Here is a 25,798-nt window from a genome sequence, read left to right as displayed (position 1 = left end):
TTGTTTGTCCATTCCCTTTCTCGTCCCTCCCATGGGGACATTTTAACTTTGCACAAAGGGGACTTTACTACTTTGCACTAACATTTGCAGGGTTTTCCTTGACATTCGGAGGCGAGTTCGCGTATACTCTGTGAAGAAAAGAACATACCTTCGGGGCAGGGTGAAATTCCCGATCGGTGGTGACAACCCACGAGCAGCCGCCTCAGGCGGGGCATGACCCGGTGTAATTCCGGGGTCGACGGTACAGTCCGGATGAAAGAAGGTATTCTCTGTCAGGATGATTCTACCTGACAGCAGCCCGCCCCGAAACGAAATCGTTTCGGGAGTTTTATTTCAATGCGAGGCTGGTATTCGATATGCCCCGAAGGATGCTCCTTTCGGGGATTTTTTATGAAAGAACTGGCTTTGATTGACACGCTTCCAAAAGGTACGCCGCGTTTCATCCGGCGCAGTCGGCGTTGGTTTGTGCCGATGTCTTTGCTGCTTGGGCTGGCGGGCTGGCACTTCCTGGCCGCCAGTGGATGGTGGGCGCCTTTTATCCTTCCCGGTCCACTGCAGGTAGCGGGGCGCTTCTGGCAGGCACTGATCGATGGCACACTCATCCGTCACACCGCCGCCACCCTGCTGGAAGTCTCGCTTGGCCTGCTGGCCGGCAGTCTGACGGCCACCGTGCTCGGTTACCTCATCGCCCGTTCTCCGGCGCTGGAACGTTTGCTGGCCCCCTACCTGGTGGCCAGCCAGGCGGTGCCGGTGGTGGCCATTGCCCCTCTGCTGGTGATCTGGTTTGGGCCGGGGCTGTTTTCCAAGGTGCTGATCTGCGCGCTGATCGTCTTTTTCCCGGTTCTGGTCAATACCGTGGTTGGTCTGCGGGCGGTGCCGCAAAACCTGCGCGATTTAATGCGCTCATTCCATGCCACGCGCTGGCAAACCCTGCGCTATCTTGAAATTCCCGCCGCCTTGCCTGTCTTCCTGGGCGGGTTGCGCATCGGGGCCACCCTCTCGGTGATCGGCGCGGTGGTGGGCGAGTTCATCGGGGCCGATCGCGGGCTGGGGTTTCTCATCAACGTAGCCCGCGGGCAGTATGACACGGCCCTGGTTTTCGCGGTGGTGCTTACGCTGGTGGGCATGGCGCTGGGGCTTTATGGGCTGGTTTTACTCCTGGAACGGCGCCTGCTGGCCTGGCAATCTCATCCTGAATAGAAAGGTATTTACCGATGCGTCGCTTCTCCCTTCTCTCTTTCCTGCTCATCACGCTTTTTTTGCTGACGGCCTGCGCTCCCAAAGCAACCCCTGGGCTGGTTTCGGTGCGCCTGCCGGTGGGGTACATTCCCAATGTACAATTTGCCCCCCTCTATGTGGCGATCGAGAAAGGCTACTACCGGGCTGAAGGGCTGGATGTTTCCATCGATTACAGCATGGAAAACGACAATGTAGCTTTGCTGGGGGCCAACCAGCTTCAGTTTGCCATGGTCTCGGGAGAGCAGGTGCTGCTGGGGAGAGCGAAAGGCCTGCCCGTGGTGTATGTGATGGCCTGGTATCAGCAATACCCGGTGGGCATCGCCGCGCCGGTGGAGCAGAACATTCAAAAACCGGCGGATCTCAAAGGCAAGCGCATTGGCATCCCCGGCCTCTACGGGGCCAGCTACATCGGGGCGCGGGCGCTCCTGGCCGCCGGTGGGCTGACCGAGCAGGATGTCACCTTCGACGCCATTGGCTTCAACCAGGTAGAAGGGATCACCTCCGGGCGGGAACAGGCCGCGGTGGTGTATGTGGCCAACGAACCCATTCAGCTGGAGGCGCTGGGGCACCCGGTGACTGTGCTGCGGGTTTCCGATTACCTGGAGCTGGTATCGAACGGGCTGGTGACCAATGAACAGACCATTCAACAAAACCCCGACCTGGTGCGCCGTATGGTGCGCGCCACGTGGAAAGGGGTTCAAGAGGCCGCGGCCAACCCCGATGAAGCCTATGCGATCAGCAAGAAATATGTGGAGAACCTCGCTCAGGCCGATGAGAAAGTGCAGAAGAAAGTCCTGGCTACCTCGATTGAGCTGTGGGGAGTCGAAAAGGGCGGGCGTACCAGCCCCCAGGCCTGGGAAAATATGCAGAAAGTTCTCCTGGAGATGGGCCTTCTGGAACAACCCCTGGATCTGAGCAAGGCGTATACCCATGATTACTTACCCTGAAAAGCAGACCCGCTCCGAAAGGGAAGTGCCTGACGTGGCCGATGCTCTGCTGGAGGTGCGGAATCTTTCCATGGTTTATCCCAACGGGAACGGCGGGGTGGAGGCTCTGCGCGATGTGAGCTTTACCCTGGCGCCGCGCGAGTTTGTATGCCTGCTGGGGCCCTCTGGGAGCGGCAAGAGCACCCTGCTTCGCATTCTGGCGGGGCTTCTGCGCCCCACTGCGGGTGAGGTGCGCTTCTGTAGCCCGTCGGAAGAGGCCGAACCTTTCAGGATCAGTCTGGTGTTTCAGGATGCCAATCTGATGCCCTGGCGAACAGTGATCGAAAACATTGCCCTCCCCCTGCTTCTGAAGGGAGTTTCCCGCGAGCAAGCCCTGAACCTGGCGCAGAAGTGGGTGTTTCTGGTGGGGCTGGAGGGTTTTGAAAAGGCCTGGCCGCGCGACCTTTCTGGCGGCATGGCGCAACGGGTGGCCATTGCCCGTGCGCTCATTCAGGAACCGGATTTACTCCTTCTGGATGAACCATTTGGCGCCCTCGATGCCCTGACGCGTGAAAAAATGGCCGCCGAGTTGCTCCGCCTCTGGCAGCAGCAGCGTACCACTGTGCTGATGGTAACACATTCCATCAGCGAAGCCCTGTTGCTCTCCGATCGTGTGCTGGTCTTTTCGGCGCGTCCCGGGCGGGTGGTGCTCGACCAGCCGGTGAACCTGCCCCGCCCGCGTGAAGAAGGGGTGCGCTACACGCCCACCTTTGGAGAGCTGGCGCGCACCATCCGTCAGGCCATTGGCGAGTAGCTAGAGCAGCTGGATGATGTGTTCGATGTGATCCAGCTCATGCCAGATAGCCCGGCGCAGTAATTTCCGCGGGCTCCAGAATTCACCTTCTACCCCTACGACCTTCCGCAAGCCTGCCAGCTGCGGCAGCACGGCTTGCAATTGCTGGCGGGTAGCGGCCAGGCACTCAAAGGCATCGGCGGGTAAGGCCTCGCGGCTCGTGGCCAGCCCCAGACGGTCAAGGTACCACCACTCGGCAGACGCGATGTGCTGGAGGATGCCGCGGATGCTCCAGCGTTGCCCCGGGTAGAGGGCATCGAGTTTTTCGGGTGGAAGCTCACCGGTGATCAGCAGAAGGTCAGAGCGGCTCCAGGTTAACAGCTCCTGCCCAAAGGCCACTTCTTCGGGGCTGAGGGGGCGCCAGTCGTCGCGGAACCAGGCGTTTACCTCGTACCCGTCGGCGGCCGGTTCATACTGGTCGTTGATGGAATATACGTTCCAGGTTTCTACCAGTCGCAGGTCAAAATCTTCGATGTTCAGCCGTTGCTCTCCGGCGTGCTGATTAACCCAGTGCTGGTAACGCAACAGGGCGCGGGGCAGGTTGAGCATGGCTTCACTCTCATCTCTGCCGTAGGCAAATGCCCCCGGGAAGTCCAGCGCCCAGGCCTGCGTACGGTGCTGAGCGGGGTCAACTTCCAGACCGATGCGAATCAACATATTTTCTCCTTTCCATCCCGCGAGCCAGCGGGGCAGTTTTCCTGGCCTCATTCTGGTAAATTTTCGCTAAAATTCCTGTAGTTCATCGCTCTCTCCCGTGGGCATTCCGACCCGGAATGACCTGATGCCTGACCAGGAGGTCTTGAATGTCTTTCCCGGTTTCTCATCGATGGCGGCTGGTTTGCGGCCTGTTGCTCTTTGCGCTGGCTTCGATGGGCTGTCGGCTGGGCCTGCCGCTGGTGCGGGCCCTTGCGCACCGGACCGAGGTGCCCCCCGTGCAGCTGGAGGTGGAAGTGTTCGCCGACCGCCCCTGGACCGATACAGGGGTCTCTGTGCGCCCGGGCGATCATCTCAGCATCGAATATGAGTCGGGCCTCTGGTCGCCCTGGCCGCAGGGTGCTTACGACGCCCTGGGCTTCGGGGGTGACCCGCGGTGCGATTGTAATGTGCTCGCCGGGGCCTCGCATGCGGCGTTAATCGGCAGGATTGACCGTGGCCGGCCCTTCCTGGTCGGGAATGACTTCGCTCAGCCTGTCGGGCAGGCTGGCAGGTTGTACCTGGGCATCAACGATACCCGATTGGAAGACAATGCGGGCAGCCTTACCGTGCGGATTCGGATCACCCGTTAATTTCCCGGCAGGTGCTCCTCACCAGGGCCATTCGTTGCCCAGGTAGTCGCGCATGACCAGCTGGTCTTCGTCGTAAGGAGAAGGCCCGGTGATGCCACTGAGAAAATACTTCAGCGCATAACGGGCGGCCTCTTCGGGCTCTAGGTCGGCTTCCATGTTCTTGGTGCCCGACATGTATGTGCGCATCCAGCCGGGATGATAGACGCGGAAGGAGTAACCATCGCGGCGCAGATCGTTGAAGAGGATTTTGACCGCCATGTTGAGCGCGGCTTTTGACATGCAGTAGCCAAACCAGCTGGTGCGCTGGCAACGGTGGATGCTCCCGGCTTCTGACGAAACATAACACAGGCGTTTGATCTCACTGCGGTCGGTGAGAGGCATAAAGGCGTGGGTCACACGGAGCGGCCCCAGCGCGTTGATGTTGTACATGGCCTGCATTCCGGCAAAATCCTGGGTCTGGCGGATGGGTATGTCGTTGGTCGGGGTGATGATCCCCGCGTTGTTAATCAACAGGTCAACCCGCGCGGTGTGTTGGGCGGTAGCGCGGGCCGCCGCCAGGGTTGATTCTTCTGAACCAACATCGAGAGGGATGATGAAGAGCTGATCTGGAAATTGTTCAGCCAGGTGCGGCAGGTCGGGCCAGTCGGGCAGGTACTGGCCAGCGAAGACTCGCCAGCCACTCTCGAGCAGACCAGCGCACAGAGCCAGCCCAAGGCCGCGGTCGGCGCCGGTGACGAAAGCAACCAGGGGTTCGGGCATGGTGAAATTCTCCTCCAGAAAGACTCAGATAAAGCGCGGCATTACCTCACGGGCGAAGAGCAGAGCCCCCGCCGGATCGGGAAAGTCGGCAAAGCGGAAGATAAAGTGCCTGACTCCCAGTTCCACAAAGGGATGGATTTTTGCCGCCACCTCATCCGGGGTGCCAAAAATGGCGGTTTCATCGAACAGGGGGTGGGCGCGGGCAATCTCCTCGGCTTTTTCGTGCGTCTCGGCCACGGCCACACAGTCGTGGGCCCATGTTTTGACGATATCTTCGTACGGGCGTGAAACCGCGTTGCAATGCTCGCGGAGGGTGTTCAGCAGAGAGGCGTAATTTTCCAGGGTTCCGCCGGGGAAGTTCCACCAGTCGGCATATTTGGCCACCACGCGCAGGGTCAGGCGCCGACCACCCCCACCGATCATGATCGGGATCATGGGATCGGGACGGGGGTTGCAATAAGCCGCCTCAATATGGTAATACGTACCGTGGAAAGAGGGAGACTCCTGTGTCCACATGGCACGAATGACGCGCACGGCCTCTTCCAGCTGGGCAATACGGACACTGGTGGCGGGGAAGTCGTAGCCATAGGCACGGTATTCGTTTTCTTTCCATCCAGCCCCGATGCCCAGGATGAAGCGCCCGCCGGAAAGAGTCTGCAGGGTGGCCGCGCTTTTGGCCAGCAATGCCGGTGAACGATAGGACTGCGAAAGGACGATACTGCCCAGTTTAATCTTGCGGTAGCGTCCCAGCAGGTAGGAAATCGTCGTCCAGGCCTCAAAAACGTCCAGCCGCTGGTTGAGGGTGCTTAACCAGGGGAAAAAGTGGTCAGCGACCCAGGCAGAATCGAAGTGCTCTTCGATGGCGTCCAGGTAGGCGAACCACTGATCGCGTAACTCACGTCCTGAACTGCCGGGGAGAGGCCAATCGGGGGTGCGCCAGCCAAACTGAATTCTAGGGGTCATCGCTTCCTCCGTTCGATCATGATCTCTCTAATTATAGTGAAATTTATAATTTTTTATTCCCGGGGTGTTTGCAGGGATTCAGAGCGGACGTTAAAATCCATGGCGCTTGCATTCTGGAAGGTGCAGGCACGGTCTCTGCCCTGCTGTTTGGCGCGGTAGAGGGCTGAATCGGCGCATTCGATCAGGCGGTCGAGCGTCTCGGCCTGAGAGGTGAAAAGCTCGGCGATCCCTGAGCTGATGGTAACCGGCGCCAGGCCGGGGGGGTTAAAATCGGCTTCCTGCGCGAGACCCATGCGCAGGCGGTCTGCGATGGCATACGCCTCATTTTCATTCGTGTTGGGGAGCAGGAGGATGAATTCTTCGCCGCCGTAGCGTGCCAGAATATCATAGGGGCGCAGGTGCTTATGGCAGTGCCGGGCCAGCGCCTGCAGGGCGCGGTCTCCGGCGGCATGCCCCAGCGTGTCGTTGACCGTTTTAAAATGATCAATGTCCAGGAGGATGATCGAAAGCGGGTGTCTCGTTCGTCGGGTGCGTTCAAACTCGGTTTCAGCCAGGGTGAAGAAATGCCGTCGGTTATAAACCCCGGTGAGGTAATCGGTGAGGGCCATCTCTTTCAGTCGGTCTTCGGCCTGTTTTTGCTCGGTAATGTCGTGAAGCACGATCAGCTTCCCCTGCATGGTTTGTGCGTTATCCTGCAGGGCAATGAAGCGCACTTCAACCCAGCGGCTTTCGCCAGCGGGTGTTAGTTCGAGTTCCTGAACCGAAGAAAAGGCCTGGGGGGCGTTCAGCAATGCGGCAAGCGGCCATTGAATGGCCGAAAGGGGCATTCCCAGGGAGGGAAGGAAGCGGAGCCCAAGCATTTTCTGAGCAGCCAGGTTCATATCGATGATGCGTTCTTCTCCATCCACAACGAGAACACCATCGGCCATGGATTCGACCAGGGTGGCATAAGCCACGGGAATGAGGTCAAAGAGGCCAAAGCGGAACAGCGCCCAACCCACGATGAGGTTGCTGATCCCAAAGGTGAGCGGGGTGATGTCGTGCAGGCGCAGAGGAACAAGATCGAGCCAGGTGATCACAGTGGTAATCCAGGGGATCAAAACACCCACCAGCACGGTGGCGATTTGCAAACGGAAGATGCGCGGGGCGGTGACGTAGTTCACCACAATGCGGTATGTCCCGGCAATGAGCAGGGGATAGCCGATCAGCGGGTAAAGGAAGAAGAGCGGCCCGTTGGTAAAGACCAGTACCGGCAGAGGCTCTGAAGGAACCAGGTGCGGCTGAACCCGGAAAAGGTGATGGAGGGAATCGCTCCAGATCAGCCCCAGAAGCGCCAGCGCGACCAGCATGAGGACACGCCAGCCGGGCAACATTCTGGTTTCGCGGCGCGTATAACACTGACTGAAAAAGAAAAAGGCCAGGGGAGAAGTAACTGCCCCCAGAAACTGAACGTTGTTCCAGAACAGCTGCATGGTGAGCGTGGAGCTGAACCGCTGGAAGATGTATCCGAGCGTCCAGATGGTCTCAGCCAGCGCCAGCCAGCCGAAAGCCTGCCCGCCGGTCACTCCCCGGCGGCGAAACGCCAGTATAGCGATCCACACCGAGGCGAGCGCTGAAAGCAGGTAAGGGAGCGTAAAACGAAAGACGGCTAAATCCATCAGCATGGCCGGATGATCCCGACTATTCCCAAGTATACGCCAGAAAAGGGGCAGATGCCTTACCAAATGTGTAAACTCAGGTTATGCCCTGTGAGGTACAGAAAACCCTGGGAACAGGCCTGAAGGTGTTTTCGTTTTTCCTCCGTGTTGCTGGTACAATTTCAAGGAGGAACAGGTGCCGGGATGATTGAACTGGTTGGCCTCAGAAAAGTTTGCCTGATGGTACACGATCTGGCCGAAGAGCTGGGTTTTTACCGTGATATCCTGGGCCTGAAGGTTGCAGACACGGCAGAAGAGACACCCTGTGCTGAGCTGGAAGCCGGGGCTTTCAGGCTGAGGCTGGAAAGAGGTTCAGCAGCGCCGTTGACTGGCGCGCGCGCCCGCCTGGTGTTTGCCGTGCGAGAAATTGAAACCGCCCGCCAGGAGTTGCTCTCGCGCGGGGTGCCGTTAGGGCCGCTGGTGACGGGTGAGGGTGGGCAGCGCTACTGTGAGGGGAGCGACCCTGAGGGCAACCCCTTCACCCTGGAAGAAGCCGGTTTCCCGGTCACAACCACATACTCTACCGGAAGCAATGTGCCGCGCCCCACCGGCCGCCGGGTGTGGGCCGTTTGAACCCTGCGGGTTTGCCCTGGAAGGGATGGAAGGAACATTATGGATTACGACCCCAATTTTAAATCGGGTTTTGTGGCGGTCATTGGCCGCCCGAATGTGGGTAAATCAACGCTGTTGAATGTTTTCCTGGCGCAAAAGATCGCGGCAGTGTCGCCTCGTCCGCAGACCACCCGCCGCCGCCAGCTTGGCATTCTTACCCTCCCCCAGGCACAGATCATCTTTGTGGATACGCCGGGGATTCATCACCCCGTGCACCGCCTGGGTGAATACATGAATCAGGTGGCGCTGGATGCTCTCCATGATGCGGATGTCATCCTCTGGCTGGTGGATGGCAGCGCCAGGCCCAATGCCGAAGACCAGCTGGCCGCGGACTACCTGAAGGAGGCCGGGAAAGACGAGCCTCTCAAAGTGGTACTGGCGCTCAATAAAATAGATCTGGTGCCCGAAGAACTGCGCTCAGTGCGTCTGCAAGAGTATCTTTCATTGTATCCACAGGCCTTTGCGTTGATGATCTCGGCATCCACGGGGTTGGCAACCGATGCCCTGCTTGAGGCAATCCTCGAAAGGCTGCCCCCCGGCCCGCGTTACTACGACGAGGAGCAGGTTACCGACCTGCAGGAACGGGAGATCGCCGCCGACCTGATCCGTGAGGCGGTGCTGAGGCATCTCAAGGATGAGGTTCCCCATGCTGTGGCGGTGCGGATCGACGAATTTAAAGACCGCAATGAAGAGACCTCCTACATTGCGGCTACCCTGCTGGTGGAGCGCGAATCGCAAAAACCAATTCTCATCGGTAAGGGCGGTGAAATGCTCAAACGCATCGGCACCACGGCCCGCAAGGAGATCGAGGCGATGACCGGGCGCACCATTTTCCTCGACCTGCATGTGAAGGTGATGGAAAACTGGCGGCAGAACCCGGCCATGCTCCGGCAGTTGGGCTACGTGCTCACAAAATAACCGTTCATGTTTTATAAACGGCCAGTGCGTCGGCCAGCATGGGCCGGAAGGTTTCTGGCTGGCAGCGGCCCAGGCATACCTGCGGAGTGGCATGCCAGATGGCGCAGTGTTGCAGGGCGAGGGCCACTGCAGCCGCCAGCTCTTCTCCGGGTTGGATGCCTTCTTCCAGAAAGAACCCCTTAATTTCAAAGACACCTTCCCTGCGGTGAGCCTTGGCATCTGCCCGCCCCACCAGCGCCCCTCGATGGAGCACGGGCAACACGAAGTAGCCGTAGGTGCGTCTGGCAGGTGGCAGGTAGCATTCCAGAGAAAAATCGAATCCGAAAAGCTCCCGGGTGCGTTTGCGGTCCCAGATGAGAGAGTCAAAAGGGGAAAGCAGGGTGGTATGGGTGGCTGGCAGTTGACCCTCAGCCGCGGCCAGTGCCTGTTCCAGGCGCGAAGGATGGATGAGCGCGGGTTCTTCCCACCCTTCCACCGGCACCTCGAGCAGGCGCCCCTCCGCCAGTAGCCAGCGAATGGCCGCCGCGACCTCTTTTCCGGGCAGGCGGAAATAATCGGCCACCCAGGTACGGCGGGCCAGGCCCAGTGCCAGCACGGTGCGCTCCACCAGGGCACGGCAGGCTTCCTCCAGGGTGGGGGTTTGATCATCATGCCATTCGGGTAGTAACCGCTCGCGCAGGTCGTAAACGCGCTGGAATTTTTCCCTCCGGGCAACCATGACCACCCCCGCCGAGAACCAGTATTCCAGGGCGTTTTTCTCCAGCTTCCAGTTCCACCAGCCGCCGGGGTTTTTCTTGCCTTCGAAATCGGCCGACCGCACGGCTCCGTGGGTGCGGATGTGCTCCAGCACGTCATCCGCCGCCTGGCGGTTGGCTTCGTACCACGCGGGGCGGTAATAAGAACGCCTCCCATCGAGCATGAAGCGGCGGTGAAGGGGGTAATCTTCCATGGGAAGGAAACAGGCGGCGTGCGCCCAGTATTCAAAAATTCTCCCCTCAGCCAGGAGTTCATCCAGCCAGGTGGGTGAGTAGGCACCCAGCCGGCTGAAGAGGGCCAGGTACGGACTGCGCGCCACCACATGGATGGTGTCGATCTGCAGCGCGCCGAGGCCGCGGACGACCCGCAGTACATCGTCTCGATGGGCGGGGCGGGCGGGCGGCAGGCGCAGGCCCTGGGCTTCCAGCACCAGAGAGCGGGCGGCGGAGAGAGAAAGGATCGGGTGATTCAGGGGGAGCCTCCAGAACTAGAAAAAATGTTCTCAAATTGTACCACAAAGGTATTGACAAACAGGAAAACTCCGGTATAATCTGAATTGAACATTTGTTCTATTTCGTAAGGAAGACCTTATGACCGAACTCTTTTCCACCCCCCATGCTCCCCACCCGCTGGCTTCTCTCTCGGCCTTTGCGGAAAGGAGACTGCGCATCCCGCGCCTGTTCCAGGCGACAGCCGCCCGCAAGCCAGTGGCGCTCAGCCCGGAGCTGGAGGCTCTGTTAAAACAGCTGGTGGGGCTTCCCCGGGAGACTGCCCTTTTGGGGGTCTGTGAAGATGGCCTGCCCGTGCTGCTCGATCTCAACGACCCTGCCCCGGGCTCTCTGCTGGTGTGTGCGGATAATTACGACCTGCGTATGGGAGTATTGCGCACCCTGCTTCAATCGGCCATGGTGCTCAATTCGCCGCGTCATGTGCAGTTTCTTGTTCTCAGTGCACGCCCGCAGGAATGGCAGGACTGGCTTCCTGAAAGCGAAAACCGTCATTGCCTGGGTGTGGAGGACATTCTGGAAGAGAGCGGCGCCCGCTGGCTGCTTAAGCTCGCCACCTGGGCCGATCAGCGCCGCAGTCTGGGCAGGGATGGGCCATCGGTACTGGTTGTGATTGATGATCTGAGTGCGGCGGCCCGGCTGGAATACGAGGCGCGCGTTAATTTCGACTGGCTGGTCAGAGAAGGCCCGGCAGTGAAGATCTGGCCGGTGGCTTCTGCGGTGGCAGAATCGCTTCCCGGGCTGGGGCGCTGGGCACGCCTGTTCCAGAGTGCCATCCTGGGCACGGCGCTCGACGGTGAGGTGTACCGGAAGTGTTTTCAACTCGGTGAAGAGGAACTGGCGCTCTTCACGGATGCGGAGCGGATGGCCGTCCGCATTCAGGATCAATGGTTAAAATTCCGTCCCCTGGCCTGAGCCTGGTACGGAGCTTGCAATTCTCCGCTCTTGCAGCGGTAACACGGAGGTTTTCATGCGCACTGGAATGCTGTGGTTCGATAATGATCCCCGAACTGACCTGCCCACCAAAGTCATGCGGGCGGCGGCTTATTACCAGAAAAAATACGGGACAGCCCCCAACCTGTGTTTTGTTCACCCGAGCATGATTCAGGATGAGGTGAAACCCGCCAATGGGATCGAGTTACGCCCCAGCCGTCAGGTGCTTCCCAATCACCTCTGGCTGGGAGTCAATGAATTGCCAACGACAACGTAAGATTGTGCCTCCTTCGTTGTGGTGCGGCGGGCGGCGTGTGTCCATGCGTCGCCCGCCAGGGTTTTAAATCCATGAAGGTAGAATCACCATTCGATGATCTGATAACCACAGGTGTTGATTACCCGCGTATCGCCCACCTGGTTCATGCGCGGAATATCCTGCCGGTAGATGTGCACATGACCGTGCAGATGGTAAGTCGGTTTAAAGGTCTGGATCAGCCAGACAAAGGCCTTGATCCCGCGATGGGGCAGATCGTCGGCGTCGTTGATTTTCCATGGGGGAGCATGACTGACGAAAATATCCAGGTAACGCCCGTAGCGGATGCGATTCATGATCAGTCGAGGGATCAGTCCGCGCACCATCCACCACATTTCCTCCTGGGTGTATTGCCGTGGGCCGTTGTTATAGTTAAGCGATCCTTCGATGCCGGCCAGGATCAAACCCGTTGACGGGTCGCGTATCACCCGGCGGTGAAGGTTAATCCCGCCCCAGGGGTGATCTCGCGCTCCGCCTTCGCCGTATTCCACCGGCGGGGCATGATTCCCGTTGACGTAGTAAAGCGGCTTGTTCAGCATGCTGAGAATGTATTCCAGGTAGTAATAGGCCATGTCACCGCAGCCAATGACCAGGTCCACATCTTTAAACCGCTCGGCAATGGAGGCGGTGTAAAGGTTAGGAAGCTCGTGGTCGCTGAGGGCCAGGATTTTCATTGTATTCCATCACCCTCCTCACCAATGGCTACTGCCATGGCCACGGCGTGCTCTCTGCCATGGCTGATACTCACCGTCCAGGTTTGTAACCCCAGGTGACGGGCCACTTCTTGCGCCCGTCCGTGGAGGACGAGGCGGGGTTCACCGGCCAGCCCCCGCTGAATTTCGATCTCACGCCAGCGCACATAGCCAATACCCGTCCCCAGGGCTTTCGAGACCGCCTCTTTGGCGGCAAAGCGTCCTGCCAGGCTGGCCGAAGACCCACCCGCCAGCTCGATCTCGCGCTCGGTGAACACGCGGCGAATAAAGCGTTCGCGGATGGCCGGGTTGACCTCATCCAGCCGCCGAATTTCCACAATATCCACACCACTGCGCAGAATCATGCCGATTCCATTCTAGTAAAAAATGGGACGGGTGAAAAGATTTTTCGCTTCCATGGCCTGAGGTTTGGCAAGGGTTTCACTCCAGCGCTGGCCCCGCGCTGACGATGGCGAAGTGCTCGGGTTGCAGATAGCGCCGGGCCACTTCCAGGATTTGCTCCGGGGTGACGCTCTTCACCATGCCCGGGTATTTGCGGTAGTAGTCCAGCCCCAGCTGAAAGCGCTCCAGTTTGAGCAGGGCATGAGCTACCCCGGCGTTGGATTCGAGGGTGAGGGGGAGCCTGCCGATGTAACTGGCCTGGCTGTCGGCCAGTTCTTCCGGGGTGACCGGTTCAGCAATGAAGCGCCGCACTTCTTTAAGAATCAGATCGATGGCGCGTTCCAGGTGTTCGGGGTGCACTCCGGCAGAAATTTCCCACGAGCCACCGGCAATCCAGCCGTTCAGACTGGCACTGGCGTCGTAGGCCAGGCCTTCCTGCTCGCGCACCACCTCGCCGATGCGTCCCATCATGCCGAATTGCCCCAGAATGTCGTTTCCCAGCGAGGCGGCGAGGTAATCGGGAGAGGTGCGCCCTGGCCCGAGGCAGCCCATGATCAGGTCGGTCTGCACCTTGCCCGGCAGGAAGATGTGGCGGCGCACGGGGTTCTCCAGCGGGCGCAGTTCGGGCAGGGGCGGAGGGGTTGCCTGGGCAGGATGCTTCCAGTCGCCCAGGGCATTGACTACCATGTCCAGCGCCTCTTTCTCTTCAACGGCGCCGACCACCACGATCACCATTCCGTTTGGGCCATAACAGCGGCGGTGAAAGTCTTCGATCTCATCCCGGGTAATGTTCGCCACGCTTTCCTGAGTGCCATCGGTGGGGCGGCCATAGGGGTGACCGGGGAAGATGATTTCCTCAAAGGCCATTTCGGCGCGGTCGGCGGTGTCCTGGTCGCGGATGGCCAGCCCGGTGAGGAGCTGGGCGCGCAGGCGTTCGATCTCCTCTGCCGGGAAGACCGGTGAACGCAGGGTTTCGGCGAGCAGAGAGAGCAACAGGGGCAGGTCTTCGGCCAGAGCCCGCCCGCCAAAACCCACGTGATGCACACTGGCCGCGTATCCCAGCGAAGCCCCCGCCGATTCGAGGGTGTCGTAAATGGCCTGAAAGTCGTGTTGCCAGGTGCCGCGCATCAGCGAAAGCGCCGTAAAGTGCGCCAGCCCCAGCCGGTCGAGTGGGTCGAAAAGGCTGCCTGCGGTAAGGTAACCGCTCACCACCACCGAAAGGCTCTCGGGGTTGTGGCGCGCCAGCACCGTGATGCCATTGGGGAGGGTTTCGCGCAGGGTGTCATCCGGGCCGGGAACCAGCCTGAAGTAGTTGGAATCGTTCATGGTTCTTTCCCCCCTCCATCGGAGCGATCTGGCAGGTAGACCCCCACCACACGGTTTTGCGCCAGGAAGGCCGTCTGGGCCACCCGCATGATCTCGTCCGGGGTCACACGGCTGAGATTTTCCAGATAACCGGTGAACCAGTCGTACGAGGCAAACATTTCTGCATATCCCAGCCAGAAGGCCTGGTTGGTGATGTTTTCGCTCCCGTAGGCAAAGAGGGCACGGGCCTGTTTAATGGCGCGGGCAATTTCGTCACTGCTGACCCATTCTTCCTGAAGACGCCGGATTTGTGCGTCGTAGGCGGCAAGGGTTTCCTGTGGGGTTCGCTGGGGATGGACGGTGATGATGGTATCATAAAGGAAGGGATCGAGCGTGGCCTGAAGGCTTCCCCCAACCGAGACGGCCAGCTCGCGGTCCACCAGGGCGCGGTAAAGGCGGCTGGTCTTATTGGAGATGCCCCCACCTCCAAACATGTTCAGGCTGGAGGGGCCGGTGAGGAGGCTGTCGATAATAGTGAAGGTGGCAAAATCGGGGTGGGCGGCAGCGGGCGAACGGTAAGAAATCTGAATATAGGTGGTCTGGCCGGGGCCGGTCACTTCAAGCTGTTGCTCGCCCTGCGGGGGCGGTTCCACACATGCCGCGGCTACCCGTTCGGGCAGGGGCACCGCTGAGAGCGGCGCGTACAATTCCTGCAGGCGTTGGAGCATGGCTTCGGCCTCAAAGTCGCCCGCCATAGCGATGAGTGCATTGTTGGGGTTGTAGTAGGTGCGGTAGTGCCGGTAAAGATCGTCGCGCGTCATGCGCCGAAGGTCTTCTTTATCGCCGATGATTTCATGGCGATACGGGTGCACCCGAAAAGAGGCCGTCTGCACAGCCTCGCCCAGGCGGAAGAGGGGTTCATTTTCGTGGCCTTCGCGTTCGGCCAGAATGACTGTCCGCTCCGATTCCACCTCTTCCGGGTCGAAGAGACTGTTGACCATGCGGTCGGCCTCCAGTTCCAATGCCAGAGAGATTTTATCGGCGGGGAGAGTCTCGAAATAAGTCGTCCAGTCGAGGTAGGTGAAGGCGTTCCACATGCCGCCTTCCCGGGAGATGGCGCGGTCGAGGACGGTGGCGGGGTAGCGTGGGGTGCCCTTAAACTGCATGTGCTCCACCCAGTGAGAGACGCCCGTCAGACCGGCTGGCTCATCCCGTGACCCCACCCGATACCAGATCCAGTGGCTGATCAAAGGGGCGGTATGAATTTCTTTGAGGTGGACAGTAAGCCCGTTAGAAAGTTGTACTTTCAGGGTGGGATCGCTCATGGGGTGTCATCCGGAGTGTATCGAAATGCCCAGGCGCAAAGCACCGAGGGGTGAGGGCCACATAACGCCTCTCCCCAGGTATCGGGGAGTTCTTTCATCAAGCGGTAGTAGGGGCGCACCACTTCCTGTAACCCAACGAAAGGCTGGTGCAATTCGGTCTGGTTGAGAGGAATATCCACCTCCACGTTGAGTTGCACCGGGATCATTTGATCGACCGGCACGATGAGATCGAGTGCCACCGGCAGGCGGGTTCCGGCGGGTAAAACGATTGTTGCCGGGGCATTTTCGATGGAAAGCCCGCCGGTGGTGAGGCGAGCCACCCGTGCATTGGCCAGGGTGGTATCTTCGGTGAGCACCACCACCGTGTGGGTGTTGAGAGGCAGGTCGAATTGAGCCTTCACCTGGGTGCTGACGGGGATGGTGGTCTTGATGTGAGCCTGATCCATCCAGATAAAATTCTGGTACAGCCCGCCCAGCACCTGTTGTTCCACCACCTTTTTAATGGCAAAGAGTTGCCGCCCAAGTGAAAGCAACACAGCCAGCAGGATGAGGTTCACCGCCAGAGAAATCACGCTTGCGGTTGTCCAGAAGGCAGGGGCAAACTTCCAGCCGCGGCGGGGAGAAATCCGGCGCAGTCGCAGGGGCTCACCGCGCCCCGGCGGGCGCGGAGGGGAGGGGTTTCCCATGGCATGAGTCGCGGGAGGGAGAGGTTCTTCCATGGGGTATTTATAGCATGACTTTATAAAAAAGGAAAAACATAAAAAAGGGTATAATAACCACATTATGTGCCATTTTGCACGATCATCACGCGGAGGTTAACATGGAAGCCAATCAGCCATCAACCCTGCCAGCTGCACCTCAACCTCAGGCCGAGACACCCGTTGTTCCATCTTCTTCTGCGGTTGCCCCCCAGCCCGTGGTTGCCGTCATCGGAGCCGGCCCGGCGGGGCTTTTTGCGGCGCGCGAGCTGGCGCTCCATGGGGTTCATGTGTTCGTGTTCAATCGCGATATCAAGCCCGGCGGGTTGGCCGAATACGGCATTTACCCCGGAAAGACGCGCATGAAAGAGGGGTTGCGTGCCCAGTTCCGACAAATCCTCGATACCCCGGGGGTGGAATATTACGGCAACCTGGTGATCGGGGAACATGGCGACCTCACCCTCGACGATCTCCGGGGGATGGGCTTTCAGGCCTTACTGGTAGCAGTGGGAGCGCAGGCTACCAAGTGGGCGGGTATCCCTGGCGAGGATTTAAAGGGGGTCTACCACGCTAAGGACATTGTGTATCATTACAACCGCCTTCCCCCTTACGTGGATATGGAGTTTGCCATCGGGCGGCGGGTTGCTGTGGTGGGGGTGGGCAATGTGATGATCGATATTGCCCACTGGTTGCTGGAAGAAAAGAAAGTGGATGAAGTGATTGCCATTGCCCGGCGCGGCCCCGGAGAAGTGAAGTTCGACCGGAAGGAGCTGGAGTCGATCATCGGTTACCTCGATGTGGCTGCCGTGCAGATGGAACTTCAACGCGTGACCCCGCAGATGGTTCAGCTGGGGCAAGATCCGAACACCATGCATGAGATGATTGCCTCGCTGTTAGAAAAAAAGCCCCCGGCTGCGGGTTCTCCCGCCTTCCGCATTCAATTTTTAGCCTCTCCCGTGCGCGTTCTGGGCGATGCCCAGGGGCGGGTGTGCGGGCTGGAGTTGGAACAGACCATGCTGGTGCGTACATCCAGCGGCGAAACCGTGGCCCACGGCATGGGGCTTTATCATACGCTGGAAGTAGACACGGTGATTTTCGCCATCGGAGATCGGGTGGATTCGAGCCTGGGACTGCCGGTTGAAGGCAACGAGTTCTATAAGAACCCTCAACCGCGTTTTCCCAAAGATGGGATGAGCTACGAGGTTTACGATCCCGTGGCAGGTAAGGTCATCGAGGATGTGTTTGTGGTGGGATGGGCGCGAAAAGCCAGCACCGGTGTGGTAGGGCTGGCGCGGAAAGACGGCGTCAATGGTGCGCACGCCCTGCTGGATTATCTGGCCACCCTGCCCCCGGGGAAGGCTTCAGTAGATGCCATTCGCGCGCGGTTAAGCGCCCTGGGAAAACCCCTGGTAACCCGCGCCGACCTGCTCCGCCTGGAGCAGGCCGAACGCGAGCGTGCCGCCCGGCTCGGCCTGCCGGAGTTTAAATTTGAACACAATCTGGAGATGCTCCAGGTGATGGGGTTGCTCCAGCCGTTAATCGGGTGAGAGGTTTACCCCAGGGTTTTCATCCATGCCACCATCAGGTCTGCCAGGGCCTGTTCGCGGCCGGTATAGACATGGTCGGCGCCTTCCACCACTTCAACCCGGTACCCGGCCGGGGGCGATGAGCGCAGCCTGGCCACCACCTGGCACCAGTCCAGCTCCAGCGAACCGCAGGCCGCCAGAATGGGCAGGTGCAGGCGGGCGAGGTTTTCGAGGGTATCGTCGCCCTGGAGCGAGAGATGCTCGGCGGCAGTCCCGGCAGACATGAGGTAAGGCCAGTTGCGGTCGGCAAAGAGGGTGTTCCCTTTACCCCTGGCGGCGAGCTTCTGGACGCGTTGCAGCCAGCCCTCGGGGTTGCGTTTGCCGAACTGATGGGCAAAATGGCGGGGAATGTCGTGAATGTTGGTGACTGGCGATAGCACACTCAGGCCAACCACGCGGGGGTCTCCGGTCTGGGCCATGTAATAGGCAACTTTAGCCCCGGCTTTGCTGTGGCCGAAGAGTGCCACCCGCGAGAACCCGCGCGCTTCCATCAGGTCGAGCGCCGCGCGGATATCGGCGATGCAATCGGCGAATTTTTCGGTGGCCGCACCCAGCAGCCCCGTGCCGCGGTTGTTGAAAACCAGGGTGGTGTATCCGGCTTCGGCCAGCAGGGGAGGGAGGGCGCTCTCGATCTCGCCGATGAAGCTGCCGGTCATGCCGTGGACGATGACCACCCCCAGGGTTGAAGGGTGGTCGCCTCTGGCGGGGTAAATGGCACCGAAGTGCTTCAGTCCGTCACTTGTGGTCAATCGTACCAGTTCTGCGAGCATGGTTTTCCTCTCCGAAGAAGATCAGGTTGAATCTCGCCGCCCGGGGGGCAGCATCATGAGAAATCCTACCGCGATAACTCCCATTCCCAGCTCCACCCCCCGCGCCTGCCATTCGCCAAAATAGGGAATGCCCGGCAGGGGGTGGCTGCCCATGCCGAAGATATCGGCCATGCCGGTAAACACGGCGATGACGTAGCCCGTGGCAACCAGACGCTGACCAACATCCGCGGCGATGCTGAGGGGGTGTTCTTTCCATAAAGAGCGCAGGCTGATGTACCCGCCCACGCAGATGATCGCCAGCCCGACCAAAAACACGGCGATCTGCACAAAGCCGATCACCGGACTGCGGTCTACACCGAACAGCCCGGGCCTTGCCCCCAGCAGGAAAATCAGAAACCCCACCAGGGTAACCGCCAGCCCTGTGCGCATCCGCCGCCGCCAGAAGCGTAACGGTCGGGTGGGCGATTCCTGAGGCTGAGAAGTCAATGGCTCTGCGGCCCGGTTGGGCAGGGGGGCGGTCATGTCTCTGCCAGGTTCCTTTCGAGGAAATGAGCCCAGTTCTCTCCCATCACAGCGGCGATATCCTCGGTGGCATACCCTGCCTCTGCAAGGCAGGCGGGAAGTTTTTGCAGGTCGGCAATGGTGTTCATGCCCTGAGGAACGGCAGGCCACCCCCAGCCGCCATCAAAGTCGGTGCCCAGGCCCACGTGGCGGGCGTCACCGGCAATCTGGCAGACGTGGTCGATGTGCGCCACCAGGTGAGAGAAAGTGGTCTGTGCTGGGTCGTCCGAGGGAGACCAGCCCGGGCGCAACCAGCGCGCAAAGGGTGAAACACCCATCACACCGTCACGCTCGATGAGCTGGCGGATGACCCGGTCGCTGAAGTGACGTTCGTTATCAGAAACGCGCAGAAGGGCGCGGCAGTTGGCGTGGGTGGCCGCTACCGGACCTTCGTAGCGGTCCAGCGCCTGAAGGGCGGAACGTTCGTTCATGTGCGAGATGTCCAGAATCAGCCCCAGACCGGCCATGACTTCCAGCAGTTCGTAGCCTTCGCGGGTGAACCCCGCGCGCGACTGACTCCCCCCACAGAAGCGTTCCCCATGGGGTGCCCAGACTGGCCCCACCAGCCGCACCCCCCGTTCACGCCACTCTTCCAGTTCGGCGGGGGTGTGCAGGCCTTCGGCGTTTTCCATGAGCAGGGTCAGCCCTACCGGGTGGGTGCGTCCCCAGCCATCACTGCTGGCGGTGTTCTCATCGGGGAGGGTGGCTGGCTGGGTCTTCCAGCGGGCGAAGTGTTCACGCAGGGTTTGCCGGTCGCAGACCCAGCGGAAGCGGTCGGGAAAATCTCCACAGAGGCGCTGATAGTAGGCGATCTGTTTTTCCCAGAGGAGACGCGCTTCGGCGCTGGAGCGATAAGTCTGGCTTTCCCAGTCGTCGACGGTGCCGTGGGCGGCGATGAAGAGCGTGGCAATGACCAGGGCCACCTGCCCCTGCTGGTATTCGGGCCAGCCGAGCATACAATGCCCGTTGCGCTGAGGGATCGCCGAATCCTGCTCGCGGCGGCGGGTTTCTATCGCCGATTGCAGGTAATCGCGCCCAAAGGTCAGGGCGTTGTAGGCCAGGTCTTCGTGCGCGTCGATCACAGGAAAGGACATGGAGGAAAGATCGGGAGAAAAAAGAGCGCACCGGCGCCGGTGCGCTCATGGGTCGATGAAAAAATCAGGCTGAAGTTTCGTCGTCTTCGCCGAGTTCGTCCATCACTTCTTCCAGCGATTGCCAGTCGAGTTCGGCGTAGGCCTGAGAATCTACCCGTCGCAGGCTGAGGCCAATGCGATGATTGACCGGGTCGATCTTGATGATGCGCAGGGTCACCGTGTCGCCCTCTTTGAGGACTTCCTTGGGGTGCTCAATACGCCGCTCGCTGATTTCGGAGATGTGGATGAGGCCTTCCAGGTCGGGTTCCAGGCGGGCAAATGCCCCGAATTTGGTCAGGCGGGTAATCTGAGCCTGCACCAGCATGCCTTCCTGGTATTTTGCGGTGTGCTGAGTCCACGGGTCATCCTGCAGCTGCCGGATGGAAAGGCCGATGCGCTTTTTCTCGCGGTCAATGCTGATGACCTTGACTTTGACTTCCTGCCCCACCTTGAGTACTTCGCTGGGGTGGTTAATGCGCTCCCAGGAGATTTCGGAGAGGTGTACCAGGCCGTCTGCACCGTTGATGTTGACAAAGGCCCCAAAATCGGCCAGGCTGGTCACGCGCCCGGTGCGCACTTCACCTTCGGTCAGTTCTTCGATGACTCTTTCCTTGAGCGACTCGCGGGTTTCACTGCTGGCGGCGCGTTCGCTGAGGATCAGCCGGCGGCGTTCGCGGTCGACCTCGATCACGCATACATCGATCTCTTCGCCAACCATGCGGCTCCAGCGCTGATCGGGCGTCTCGCCCGACATGCCCGCGCGGCGTGAGAGGCTTACCTGAGAGGCGGGCACAAAACCGCGCAGGCCCTTGACCGGCACGATCAGCCCTCCCTTGTTGTAGCCCACGATTTTGCTGTGAATGACTTCCTTGCTCTGAAGCAGGTGTTCGATCTCCTGCCAGCTGACGGCTTCACGCGCCCGCGTGTAGGAGAGCACCAGGTTGCCATTCTGATCTTCAGGGTTAATGATGTAAACCGGGATTTCCTGGTTGACCTTCAATTCAGCCAGTTCTTCGGGGGGGATGCTTTCCAGTTCCCGCCCGCTGATGACCCCTTCCGATTTGGTGCCCACACTTACCAGAATCTGACCGGGGCTGATGCTTGCAATAACGCCTGTGCGGATTTCCCCTGCTTGGGGGAAGTCCATCCCCAGGCCTTCCTTCTCCAGCAAGGATGCCATACTGTTGTGATTCTCGGCGTTGTTCTCAGGGGTTTCGGCGGCCTTTCCCTGCTCGAGCTGGGTGTCATTCTGATCCATACGACTTCTGAACTCCGGAGGTTTAAGATTAACAACCATTATAAATGCGATTAACCGGATTGGCAACCCCGGTTATTGCCCGATATCGTTCACGGGGAGTTTTTTCTCCTCACAGGATAATTCTGGCGGGCTATTTTCAGGGAGATTCAGACGCGTGGGTTGATGGAGGTGCATGGATTCCCACGGGGCGTCTTTCAGGCTTTTGCCTGAGAGTACGGCTGAAGCCGCTTCAATTCTGCCGGCTCTACCGTGAGCATCGCCTGACGGGCCTGGTCGCGAATGCGGTTGATGCCTGAGAAGAACTCGCGCATCATCACCACCAGCAGGTAGCGCCCGTGCGGGGTGAGGGTGATCGCCTCGGCGGTGTTTTCGGCAAAGGCGCCGCTGGCCTGGAAGAAGGCCATTTCCAGCGGAAGTGATTGCTCAATACTGCGCCCGAAACGCGCCTTCCAGGCCCGCTTGTCGAGCCGCAGACCGAACAGATCCATCATGAAACGATAACGCATCTGATCGATTTTGCTGAAACGGCGCTTCCCGGTGATGGGAGCGTGCCCTGAGGCAACCATCCTTCGATAGGTTTCCAGCGAGAAGGTGTTGACGTAAAGCGCGCCCTGAAGGAAGCTGAACGAACCCGACCCGATCCCTACATATTCATCGCTTTCTACAATGTATTCATCAATGAGATGGTTGCCCTTCCGCGAAAACGTCCAGGCGGTGGAAAGGTCGAACTCGCGGGTTAATTCCTCGACGATCAGATGGTACAACTCGGCTTCGCGCCGGTATTCCACCTGACCAACAGTGGCCGCAAGGGAGCGCTGTACAGAGGGCGAGGTCATTAAGGGGTAAAAGGTGGTCTGGTTGGCGCCAGAGGCGATCACCATGGCAATGTCCCGCCGGATGGCAGCTTCATCCTGCCCGGGAAAATTAAAGATCATGTCTACGTTGAGCGAGTCAAAACATCCGGCCACACTGCGCAGGCGGTTTAAAATCGCTTCTCCTGAGCCGAAACGCTCGTAACGGTTGATTTTTTTGAGCAGTTCATCGTCGAAGCTCTGCACCCCAACCGAAAGGCGTTGCACCCGTCCGTCGAGCACATCGATCAGACGCTGGTCAAGGTGATTGGGGTTGGTTTCGCAGGAGACCTCGCGAATGGGGAAGAGCTCACGCGCCAGATCGATGGTCTGGACGAGTTCATCGAGCATCACCGTGGGGGTGCCCCCGCCGATGTAGAGCGTCTCAAACGAATAACCAGCGCGCGCCACCTGACGCATTTCTTCGCGCAGGCTGACGAAATACGAGCGTGCTGAGGCTTCATCCAGGAGAAAACGGTTGAAAGAGCAATAGGGGCAAAGGCTCTCGCAGAAAGGGATGTGGGTGTAGAGCATATAGGTTTGTCCCGGCTTGGGGGGCGGCAAAGATACCCGGCTGGCCGGTTGAATGTTGAGTAATACCTGGGCGGCAATGCGAAAAGAGGTTGAGAATACCCCATCCACAATCATAAAAAGAGTCCCCTCTTTAAGAAACAGACCTTTGAGGCAGGGTGTATTACCCGCCGGGTGCTCACAGAAAACCTTTGCATGAGGTTTTTGTAAGCCATTCCGGGTATTGTACTCGAAAATCCTCTTCCGGGTAGAAGCGATCTGACTTTTCCTCTTGATCTTCCGGATGGAATGCTGTATACTCCTCCAATGTATGAATGTTCGCTCATATATTCAGATGTTGCACAAAGGAGCCCATGGAACCAAAGGGAACCACAATCGATGAACAGGCGGTGAACAGGGTGCGGGCCGGGTTGATTGACGCACTCACCGCCACCCGCCTGGCAGAAGCTTTCGCCGCCCTCTCAGACCCCACCCGTGTGCTGATCATCTCGGCATTGCTGGAGGGTGAGCTGTGTGTTTTCGACCTGGCGGCTGTGCTGGGCCTTTCTCAGAGCGCCACCTCGCATCAGTTGCGCATTTTACGGCATCTCAACCTGGTGCGTACCCGCAAAGAGGGGCGCCTGGTGTATTACGCCCTGGATGATGAGCATATTCGCGATCTTTTTCAGCGCGGCCTCGAGCACGTGCGCCATCGCTGAGTATTTCAATGCACAGAGGTAACGGCTCATGACCATTTCTCATCAAACCTATTCTGTGGAAGGCATGGATTGCGCCGATTGCGCCCGCCATATCGAAGAGGGTGTGTCGCGCCTGCCAGGGGTGACCGGGGCCAGGGTGCATTTTGCGACCGGCCTGCTTGAAGTGGAAGGTGCCCCTGACGAAAAAGCCCTGCGGGCACGGGTAGAATCCCTCGGTTATCGTTTGAAAGACCCTGCAAACCCGGCTGAAGAAAAACCGGGGGCTGGTGCAGGGGGTTTTATTCGTTTTCTGCTCGCCGCCAGCGAAACGCGCCTGGCGCTCATCGGCGGGGCAATCCTCCTCCTTTCCCTCCTGGTAGAACCATTCCGCCTGCCGGCTGTGCTGGGCTCTGCTCTGCAGATCATTGCTCTGGGAGTGGCGGGGTGGCCGGTGGCGCGGGCGGGGCTGGCCAACCTGTGGATTAATCGGAGCATCAGCATCAACCTTTTGATGACCATTGCCGCACTGGGAGCTGTGGTGATTGGAGATATCGCCGAGGCGGCCACCCTGATCTTTCTGTTCGATCTCGCCGAGGCTCTTGAAGGGTATACCACCGAGCGCGCCCGCCGCACTCTCGGAGAATTGCGCAGTCTGGCTCCGCACCTTGCCCTGCGTGTGAGTGATGCCGGAGAGGCACTGGTGGCGGTAGAAGATCTGCGCCCCGGTGATCGTATCCTCGTCCGGGCCGGGGAGCGCATCCCCATCGATGGGGAGGTACTGCGCGGGAACAGTGAGGTTGACCAGTCGCCGATCACCGGTGAGAGCATCCCTGTTGAAAAAGGCCCCGGCGCAAAGGTGTTCGCCGGTTCGGTGAATGGGCGCGGGGTGCTCGAAGTGAAGGTGACGCATCATGCCGAAGACACCACCCTGGCACGGATTGTGCGGATGGTCACCGAGGCCCAGAACCGGCGCGCCCCCAGCCAGCGTTTCATCGACCGCTTTGCCACCTGGTATACCCCGGTGGTGGTAGGTGTCGCCGTGCTGGTAGCGATCATTCCCCCGCTTTTCTTCGGTCAGCCTTTCCTTAATTCCGGTGGAGAGACGGGCTGGCTCTACCGGGCGCTGGCTCTGCTGGTGATCGCCTGTCCGTGCGCGCTGGTCATCAGTGCCCCGGTGACGATCATCTCTGCCATCACTGCGGCGGCCCGGCAGGGAGTGCTCTTTAAGGGCGGGGTGTACCTTGAGGCCCTGGCGCAGGTGAAGCAGGTAGCTTTCGATAAGACGGGCACACTCACCCGGGGTTCTCCCTCGCTTACCCGTTATCGCGCCGAAGATTGCGCCAACGGCGGCTCTTGCGAGCCTTCTCGCCCTTGTGAGGCCTGCGGCGATGTGCTTGCCCTGGCCGCCGCCCTGGAGAAACACAGCACTCACCCCCTCGCGCAGGCTGTGGTAGGGGCGGCACAGCGGGTGGGCCTCGATACGCGTTACCCCCCGGCCGAAGAATTGACCAGTCTTAACGGGCGGGGGTTGCAGGGGCGGGTGGCCGGTCAGCTTGCGACCATCGGCAACCATGCGCTTTTTGATGCGTATCATCCCCATTCGGATCGACTCTGCGCCGAGGTGAACCAGGCCGAAGCTCAGGGACAGACGGCCATGCTCCTCTGTGATGGCCAGCGGGTGCGGGGGTATCTGGCAGTGGCCGATACCCTTCGTCCGGCCAGTCCGGCTGTGGTGGCCGAACTGAAGCGTCTCGGGCTGCGGACCACCATGCTCACCGGCGATAACCCGGCAGTGGCACAGGAGGTGGGCGCACAACTGGGCATTTCTGAGGTGCGCGCCGGTTTGCTCCCCGAAGATAAAGTAGAAGCGGTGCGTCAGCTGGCCGCCACTGACGGCCGCCTGGCGATGGTGGGCGATGGCATCAACGATGCCCCGGCCCTTTCTGCGGCTGAAGTGGGGGTGGCAGTCGGCGGCGCAGGCAGTGCCGCCGCCATGGAGACCGCCGATGTGGTGCTGATGAGCGGTGACCTGAGCCGTCTGCCCTTTGCGGTGCGGCTGGCGCGCCGCACCCTGGGACTGATCCGGCAAAATGTGGCCGTGAGCCTGGGGATCAAACTGCTTTTCATCCTCCTGGCGCTCAACGGTTGGGCCACGCTATGGATGGCTGTTGCCGCCGATATGGGCGTTTCTTTGCTGGTGACGTTGAACGGTATGCGCCCGTTACGCATGAAAGCCTGAGCCACCTGC

General features: G+C 59.8%; 26 protein-coding genes and 1 riboswitch. Of the genes, 11 read left to right on the top strand and 15 right to left on the bottom strand.

The window, feature by feature from the left end:
- The first annotated feature begins 142 nt into the window (after positions 1-142).
- A riboswitch (FMN riboswitch) is annotated at positions 143-268 on the top strand.
- 122 nt (positions 269-390) lie between these two features.
- The 3 genes from ATHL_RS18070 to ATHL_RS18060 are packed head-to-tail and all read left to right on the top strand — an operon-like array spanning position 391 to position 2,979.
- Complete coding sequence (locus tag ATHL_RS18070; protein WP_062196500.1) at positions 391-1,200, top strand: ABC transporter permease; 810 nt, start codon at positions 391-393, stop codon at positions 1,198-1,200.
- Positions 1,201-1,214: 14 nt separating this feature from the next.
- Complete coding sequence (locus tag ATHL_RS18065; RefSeq protein ID WP_062196502.1) at positions 1,215-2,186, top strand: ABC transporter substrate-binding protein; 972 nt, start codon at positions 1,215-1,217, stop codon at positions 2,184-2,186.
- Positions 2,170-2,979, top strand: a complete 810-nt coding sequence (locus ATHL_RS18060; protein ID WP_062196503.1) for an ABC transporter ATP-binding protein — start codon at positions 2,170-2,172, stop codon at positions 2,977-2,979. Before ATHL_RS18065 ends, ATHL_RS18060 begins: the two co-directional genes overlap by 17 nt.
- On the opposite strand, the gene ATHL_RS18055 is transcribed toward ATHL_RS18060, so the two are convergent.
- On the bottom strand, positions 2,980-3,675 hold the full coding sequence (locus tag ATHL_RS18055) for a DinB family protein (protein ID WP_062196505.1): 696 nt from the start codon (positions 3,673-3,675) through the stop codon (positions 2,980-2,982).
- Positions 3,676-3,821: 146 nt separating this feature from the next.
- On the opposite strand from ATHL_RS18055, the gene ATHL_RS18050 reads away from it, so the two are divergent.
- Positions 3,822-4,304 (top strand): hypothetical protein, encoded by a 483-nt coding sequence (locus ATHL_RS18050; protein WP_062196506.1) that lies wholly within the window; start codon positions 3,822-3,824, stop codon positions 4,302-4,304.
- 18 nt (positions 4,305-4,322) lie between these two features.
- Here the strand turns inward: ATHL_RS18050 and ATHL_RS18045 are convergent, their stop codons facing one another.
- Genes ATHL_RS18045 through ATHL_RS18035 form a run of 3 tightly spaced genes read right to left on the bottom strand, consistent with a single transcriptional unit; the run spans position 4,323 to position 7,690 of the window.
- On the bottom strand, positions 4,323-5,063 hold the full coding sequence (locus tag ATHL_RS18045; RefSeq protein WP_062196508.1) for an SDR family NAD(P)-dependent oxidoreductase: 741 nt from the start codon (positions 5,061-5,063) through the stop codon (positions 4,323-4,325).
- A 24-nt stretch (positions 5,064-5,087) separates the two neighbouring features.
- Positions 5,088-6,026: an LLM class flavin-dependent oxidoreductase gene (locus ATHL_RS18040; RefSeq protein ID WP_062196510.1), complete on the bottom strand. Its 939-nt coding sequence runs from the start codon at positions 6,024-6,026 to the stop codon at positions 5,088-5,090.
- Positions 6,027-6,079: 53 nt separating this feature from the next.
- Positions 6,080-7,690, bottom strand: a complete 1,611-nt coding sequence (locus ATHL_RS18035; RefSeq protein ID WP_062196512.1) for a histidine kinase N-terminal 7TM domain-containing diguanylate cyclase — start codon at positions 7,688-7,690, stop codon at positions 6,080-6,082.
- A gap of 177 nt (positions 7,691-7,867) precedes the next feature.
- Here ATHL_RS18035 and ATHL_RS18030 point away from each other — a divergent pair, with 177 nt between their 5' ends.
- Both ATHL_RS18030 and era read left to right on the top strand, forming a co-directional pair.
- Positions 7,868-8,296 (top strand): VOC family protein, encoded by a 429-nt coding sequence (locus ATHL_RS18030; RefSeq protein WP_062196513.1) that lies wholly within the window; start codon positions 7,868-7,870, stop codon positions 8,294-8,296.
- Positions 8,297-8,335: 39 nt separating this feature from the next.
- Positions 8,336-9,253: a GTPase Era gene (gene era, locus ATHL_RS18025; RefSeq protein WP_062196515.1), complete on the top strand. Its 918-nt coding sequence runs from the start codon at positions 8,336-8,338 to the stop codon at positions 9,251-9,253.
- Between the two features lie 4 nt (positions 9,254-9,257).
- On the opposite strand, the gene ATHL_RS18020 is transcribed toward era, so the two are convergent.
- On the bottom strand, positions 9,258-10,439 hold the full coding sequence (locus ATHL_RS18020) for a winged helix-turn-helix domain-containing protein (protein ID WP_201798025.1): 1,182 nt from the start codon (positions 10,437-10,439) through the stop codon (positions 9,258-9,260).
- 160 nt (positions 10,440-10,599) lie between these two features.
- Here ATHL_RS18020 and ATHL_RS18015 point away from each other — a divergent pair, with 160 nt between their 5' ends.
- Positions 10,600-11,430: a hypothetical protein gene (locus ATHL_RS18015; protein WP_062196518.1), complete on the top strand. Its 831-nt coding sequence runs from the start codon at positions 10,600-10,602 to the stop codon at positions 11,428-11,430.
- A 55-nt stretch (positions 11,431-11,485) separates the two neighbouring features.
- Positions 11,486-11,725 (top strand): hypothetical protein, encoded by a 240-nt coding sequence (locus ATHL_RS18010; protein WP_062196519.1) that lies wholly within the window; start codon positions 11,486-11,488, stop codon positions 11,723-11,725.
- A gap of 83 nt (positions 11,726-11,808) precedes the next feature.
- Here the strand turns inward: ATHL_RS18010 and ATHL_RS18005 are convergent, their stop codons facing one another.
- The 5 genes from ATHL_RS18005 to ATHL_RS17985 all read right to left on the bottom strand — a co-directional run bounded on the left by ATHL_RS18005 (position 11,809) and on the right by ATHL_RS17985 (position 16,204).
- Positions 11,809-12,435, bottom strand: a complete 627-nt coding sequence (locus ATHL_RS18005; protein WP_062196521.1) for a metallophosphoesterase family protein — start codon at positions 12,433-12,435, stop codon at positions 11,809-11,811.
- Positions 12,432-12,818, bottom strand: coding sequence for a holo-ACP synthase (acpS, locus tag ATHL_RS18000; RefSeq protein WP_062196522.1), 387 nt, complete (start codon positions 12,816-12,818; stop codon positions 12,432-12,434). The genes ATHL_RS18005 and acpS overlap by 4 nt, the downstream gene beginning before the upstream one ends.
- A 76-nt stretch (positions 12,819-12,894) precedes the next feature.
- Entirely contained in the window at positions 12,895-14,181 is a 1,287-nt protein-coding gene (locus ATHL_RS17995) for a M16 family metallopeptidase (RefSeq protein ID WP_062196524.1), read from the bottom strand.
- On the bottom strand, positions 14,178-15,485 hold the full coding sequence (locus tag ATHL_RS17990) for a M16 family metallopeptidase (protein WP_062196526.1): 1,308 nt from the start codon (positions 15,483-15,485) through the stop codon (positions 14,178-14,180). The genes ATHL_RS17995 and ATHL_RS17990 overlap by 4 nt, the downstream gene beginning before the upstream one ends.
- Positions 15,482-16,204 (bottom strand): hypothetical protein, encoded by a 723-nt coding sequence (locus ATHL_RS17985; protein ID WP_162787806.1) that lies wholly within the window; start codon positions 16,202-16,204, stop codon positions 15,482-15,484. Before ATHL_RS17985 ends, ATHL_RS17990 begins: the two co-directional genes overlap by 4 nt.
- 101 nt (positions 16,205-16,305) lie before the next feature.
- On the opposite strand from ATHL_RS17985, the gene ATHL_RS17980 reads away from it, so the two are divergent.
- Positions 16,306-17,730: an FAD-dependent oxidoreductase gene (locus ATHL_RS17980; protein ID WP_062196529.1), complete on the top strand. Its 1,425-nt coding sequence runs from the start codon at positions 16,306-16,308 to the stop codon at positions 17,728-17,730.
- Between the two features lie 5 nt (positions 17,731-17,735).
- Here the strand turns inward: ATHL_RS17980 and ATHL_RS17975 are convergent, their stop codons facing one another.
- The 5 genes from ATHL_RS17975 to ATHL_RS17955 form a co-directional block, all read right to left on the bottom strand.
- Positions 17,736-18,539 (bottom strand): alpha/beta hydrolase, encoded by an 804-nt coding sequence (locus ATHL_RS17975; protein ID WP_062196531.1) that lies wholly within the window; start codon positions 18,537-18,539, stop codon positions 17,736-17,738.
- A 21-nt stretch (positions 18,540-18,560) separates the two neighbouring features.
- Complete coding sequence (locus tag ATHL_RS17970) at positions 18,561-19,061, bottom strand: hypothetical protein (RefSeq protein WP_062196533.1); 501 nt, start codon at positions 19,059-19,061, stop codon at positions 18,561-18,563.
- The gene (locus tag ATHL_RS17965; RefSeq protein WP_062196534.1) at positions 19,058-20,194 is read right to left on the bottom strand and encodes a dipeptidase; all 1,137 of its coding nucleotides are present in this window, start codon (positions 20,192-20,194) and stop codon (positions 19,058-19,060) included. Before ATHL_RS17965 ends, ATHL_RS17970 begins: the two co-directional genes overlap by 4 nt.
- Before the next feature lie 64 nt (positions 20,195-20,258).
- Entirely contained in the window at positions 20,259-21,491 is a 1,233-nt protein-coding gene (locus tag ATHL_RS17960) for a 30S ribosomal protein S1 (protein WP_062196536.1), read from the bottom strand.
- A 194-nt stretch (positions 21,492-21,685) separates the two neighbouring features.
- Positions 21,686-22,990 (bottom strand): coproporphyrinogen III oxidase family protein, encoded by a 1,305-nt coding sequence (locus tag ATHL_RS17955; RefSeq protein ID WP_062196537.1) that lies wholly within the window; start codon positions 22,988-22,990, stop codon positions 21,686-21,688.
- A gap of 236 nt (positions 22,991-23,226) precedes the next feature.
- Here ATHL_RS17955 and ATHL_RS17950 point away from each other — a divergent pair, with 236 nt between their 5' ends.
- Both ATHL_RS17950 and ATHL_RS17945 read left to right on the top strand, forming a co-directional pair.
- Positions 23,227-23,571 (top strand): ArsR/SmtB family transcription factor, encoded by a 345-nt coding sequence (locus ATHL_RS17950; RefSeq protein WP_062196539.1) that lies wholly within the window; start codon positions 23,227-23,229, stop codon positions 23,569-23,571.
- Between the two features lie 28 nt (positions 23,572-23,599).
- The gene (locus tag ATHL_RS17945) at positions 23,600-25,789 is read left to right on the top strand and encodes a heavy metal translocating P-type ATPase (RefSeq protein ID WP_062196541.1); all 2,190 of its coding nucleotides are present in this window, start codon (positions 23,600-23,602) and stop codon (positions 25,787-25,789) included.
- Positions 25,790-25,798: the final 9 nt, after the last annotated feature.

Origin of the sequence: Anaerolinea thermolimosa (assembly GCF_001050195.2) — a bacterium.
Taxonomy (GTDB): domain Bacteria; phylum Chloroflexota; class Anaerolineae; order Anaerolineales; family Anaerolineaceae; genus Anaerolinea; species Anaerolinea thermolimosa.
This window is presented reverse-complemented; position numbering and strand designations above follow the sequence as displayed.

Excerpts from the sequence above, each read along its gene's own strand:
- ATHL_RS17975 (WP_062196531.1), bottom strand. The coding sequence starts at position 18,539 with ATGCTCGCAGAACTGGTACGATTGACCACAAGTGACGGACTGAAGCAC.
- ATHL_RS17985 (WP_162787806.1), bottom strand. The coding sequence starts at position 16,204 with ATGGAAGAACCTCTCCCTCCCGCGACTCATGCCATGGGAAACCCCTCC.
- acpS (WP_062196522.1), bottom strand. The coding sequence starts at position 12,818 with ATGATTCTGCGCAGTGGTGTGGATATTGTGGAAATTCGGCGGCTGGAT.
- ATHL_RS17960 (WP_062196536.1), bottom strand. The coding sequence starts at position 21,491 with ATGGATCAGAATGACACCCAGCTCGAGCAGGGAAAGGCCGCCGAAACC.
- ATHL_RS18045 (WP_062196508.1), bottom strand. The coding sequence starts at position 5,063 with ATGCCCGAACCCCTGGTTGCTTTCGTCACCGGCGCCGACCGCGGCCTT.
- era (WP_062196515.1), top strand. The coding sequence starts at position 8,336 with ATGGATTACGACCCCAATTTTAAATCGGGTTTTGTGGCGGTCATTGGC.
- ATHL_RS17950 (WP_062196539.1), top strand. The coding sequence starts at position 23,227 with ATGGAACCAAAGGGAACCACAATCGATGAACAGGCGGTGAACAGGGTG.
- ATHL_RS17990 (WP_062196526.1), bottom strand. The coding sequence starts at position 15,485 with ATGAGCGATCCCACCCTGAAAGTACAACTTTCTAACGGGCTTACTGTC.
- ATHL_RS17965 (WP_062196534.1), bottom strand. The coding sequence starts at position 20,194 with ATGTCCTTTCCTGTGATCGACGCGCACGAAGACCTGGCCTACAACGCC.
- ATHL_RS18060 (WP_062196503.1), top strand. The coding sequence starts at position 2,170 with ATGATTACTTACCCTGAAAAGCAGACCCGCTCCGAAAGGGAAGTGCCT.
- ATHL_RS18010 (WP_062196519.1), top strand. The coding sequence starts at position 11,486 with ATGCGCACTGGAATGCTGTGGTTCGATAATGATCCCCGAACTGACCTG.
- ATHL_RS18055 (WP_062196505.1), bottom strand. The coding sequence starts at position 3,675 with ATGTTGATTCGCATCGGTCTGGAAGTTGACCCCGCTCAGCACCGTACG.
- ATHL_RS17970 (WP_062196533.1), bottom strand. The coding sequence starts at position 19,061 with ATGACCGCCCCCCTGCCCAACCGGGCCGCAGAGCCATTGACTTCTCAG.
- ATHL_RS17980 (WP_062196529.1), top strand. The coding sequence starts at position 16,306 with ATGGAAGCCAATCAGCCATCAACCCTGCCAGCTGCACCTCAACCTCAG.
- ATHL_RS18035 (WP_062196512.1), bottom strand. The coding sequence starts at position 7,690 with ATGCTGATGGATTTAGCCGTCTTTCGTTTTACGCTCCCTTACCTGCTT.
- ATHL_RS18050 (WP_062196506.1), top strand. The coding sequence starts at position 3,822 with ATGTCTTTCCCGGTTTCTCATCGATGGCGGCTGGTTTGCGGCCTGTTG.
- ATHL_RS18040 (WP_062196510.1), bottom strand. The coding sequence starts at position 6,026 with ATGACCCCTAGAATTCAGTTTGGCTGGCGCACCCCCGATTGGCCTCTC.
- ATHL_RS18065 (WP_062196502.1), top strand. The coding sequence starts at position 1,215 with ATGCGTCGCTTCTCCCTTCTCTCTTTCCTGCTCATCACGCTTTTTTTG.
- ATHL_RS18015 (WP_062196518.1), top strand. The coding sequence starts at position 10,600 with ATGACCGAACTCTTTTCCACCCCCCATGCTCCCCACCCGCTGGCTTCT.
- ATHL_RS18030 (WP_062196513.1), top strand. The coding sequence starts at position 7,868 with ATGATTGAACTGGTTGGCCTCAGAAAAGTTTGCCTGATGGTACACGAT.
- ATHL_RS17995 (WP_062196524.1), bottom strand. The coding sequence starts at position 14,181 with ATGAACGATTCCAACTACTTCAGGCTGGTTCCCGGCCCGGATGACACC.
- ATHL_RS17955 (WP_062196537.1), bottom strand. The coding sequence starts at position 22,990 with ATGATTGTGGATGGGGTATTCTCAACCTCTTTTCGCATTGCCGCCCAG.
- ATHL_RS17945 (WP_062196541.1), top strand. The coding sequence starts at position 23,600 with ATGACCATTTCTCATCAAACCTATTCTGTGGAAGGCATGGATTGCGCC.
- ATHL_RS18070 (WP_062196500.1), top strand. The coding sequence starts at position 391 with ATGAAAGAACTGGCTTTGATTGACACGCTTCCAAAAGGTACGCCGCGT.
- ATHL_RS18005 (WP_062196521.1), bottom strand. The coding sequence starts at position 12,435 with ATGAAAATCCTGGCCCTCAGCGACCACGAGCTTCCTAACCTTTACACC.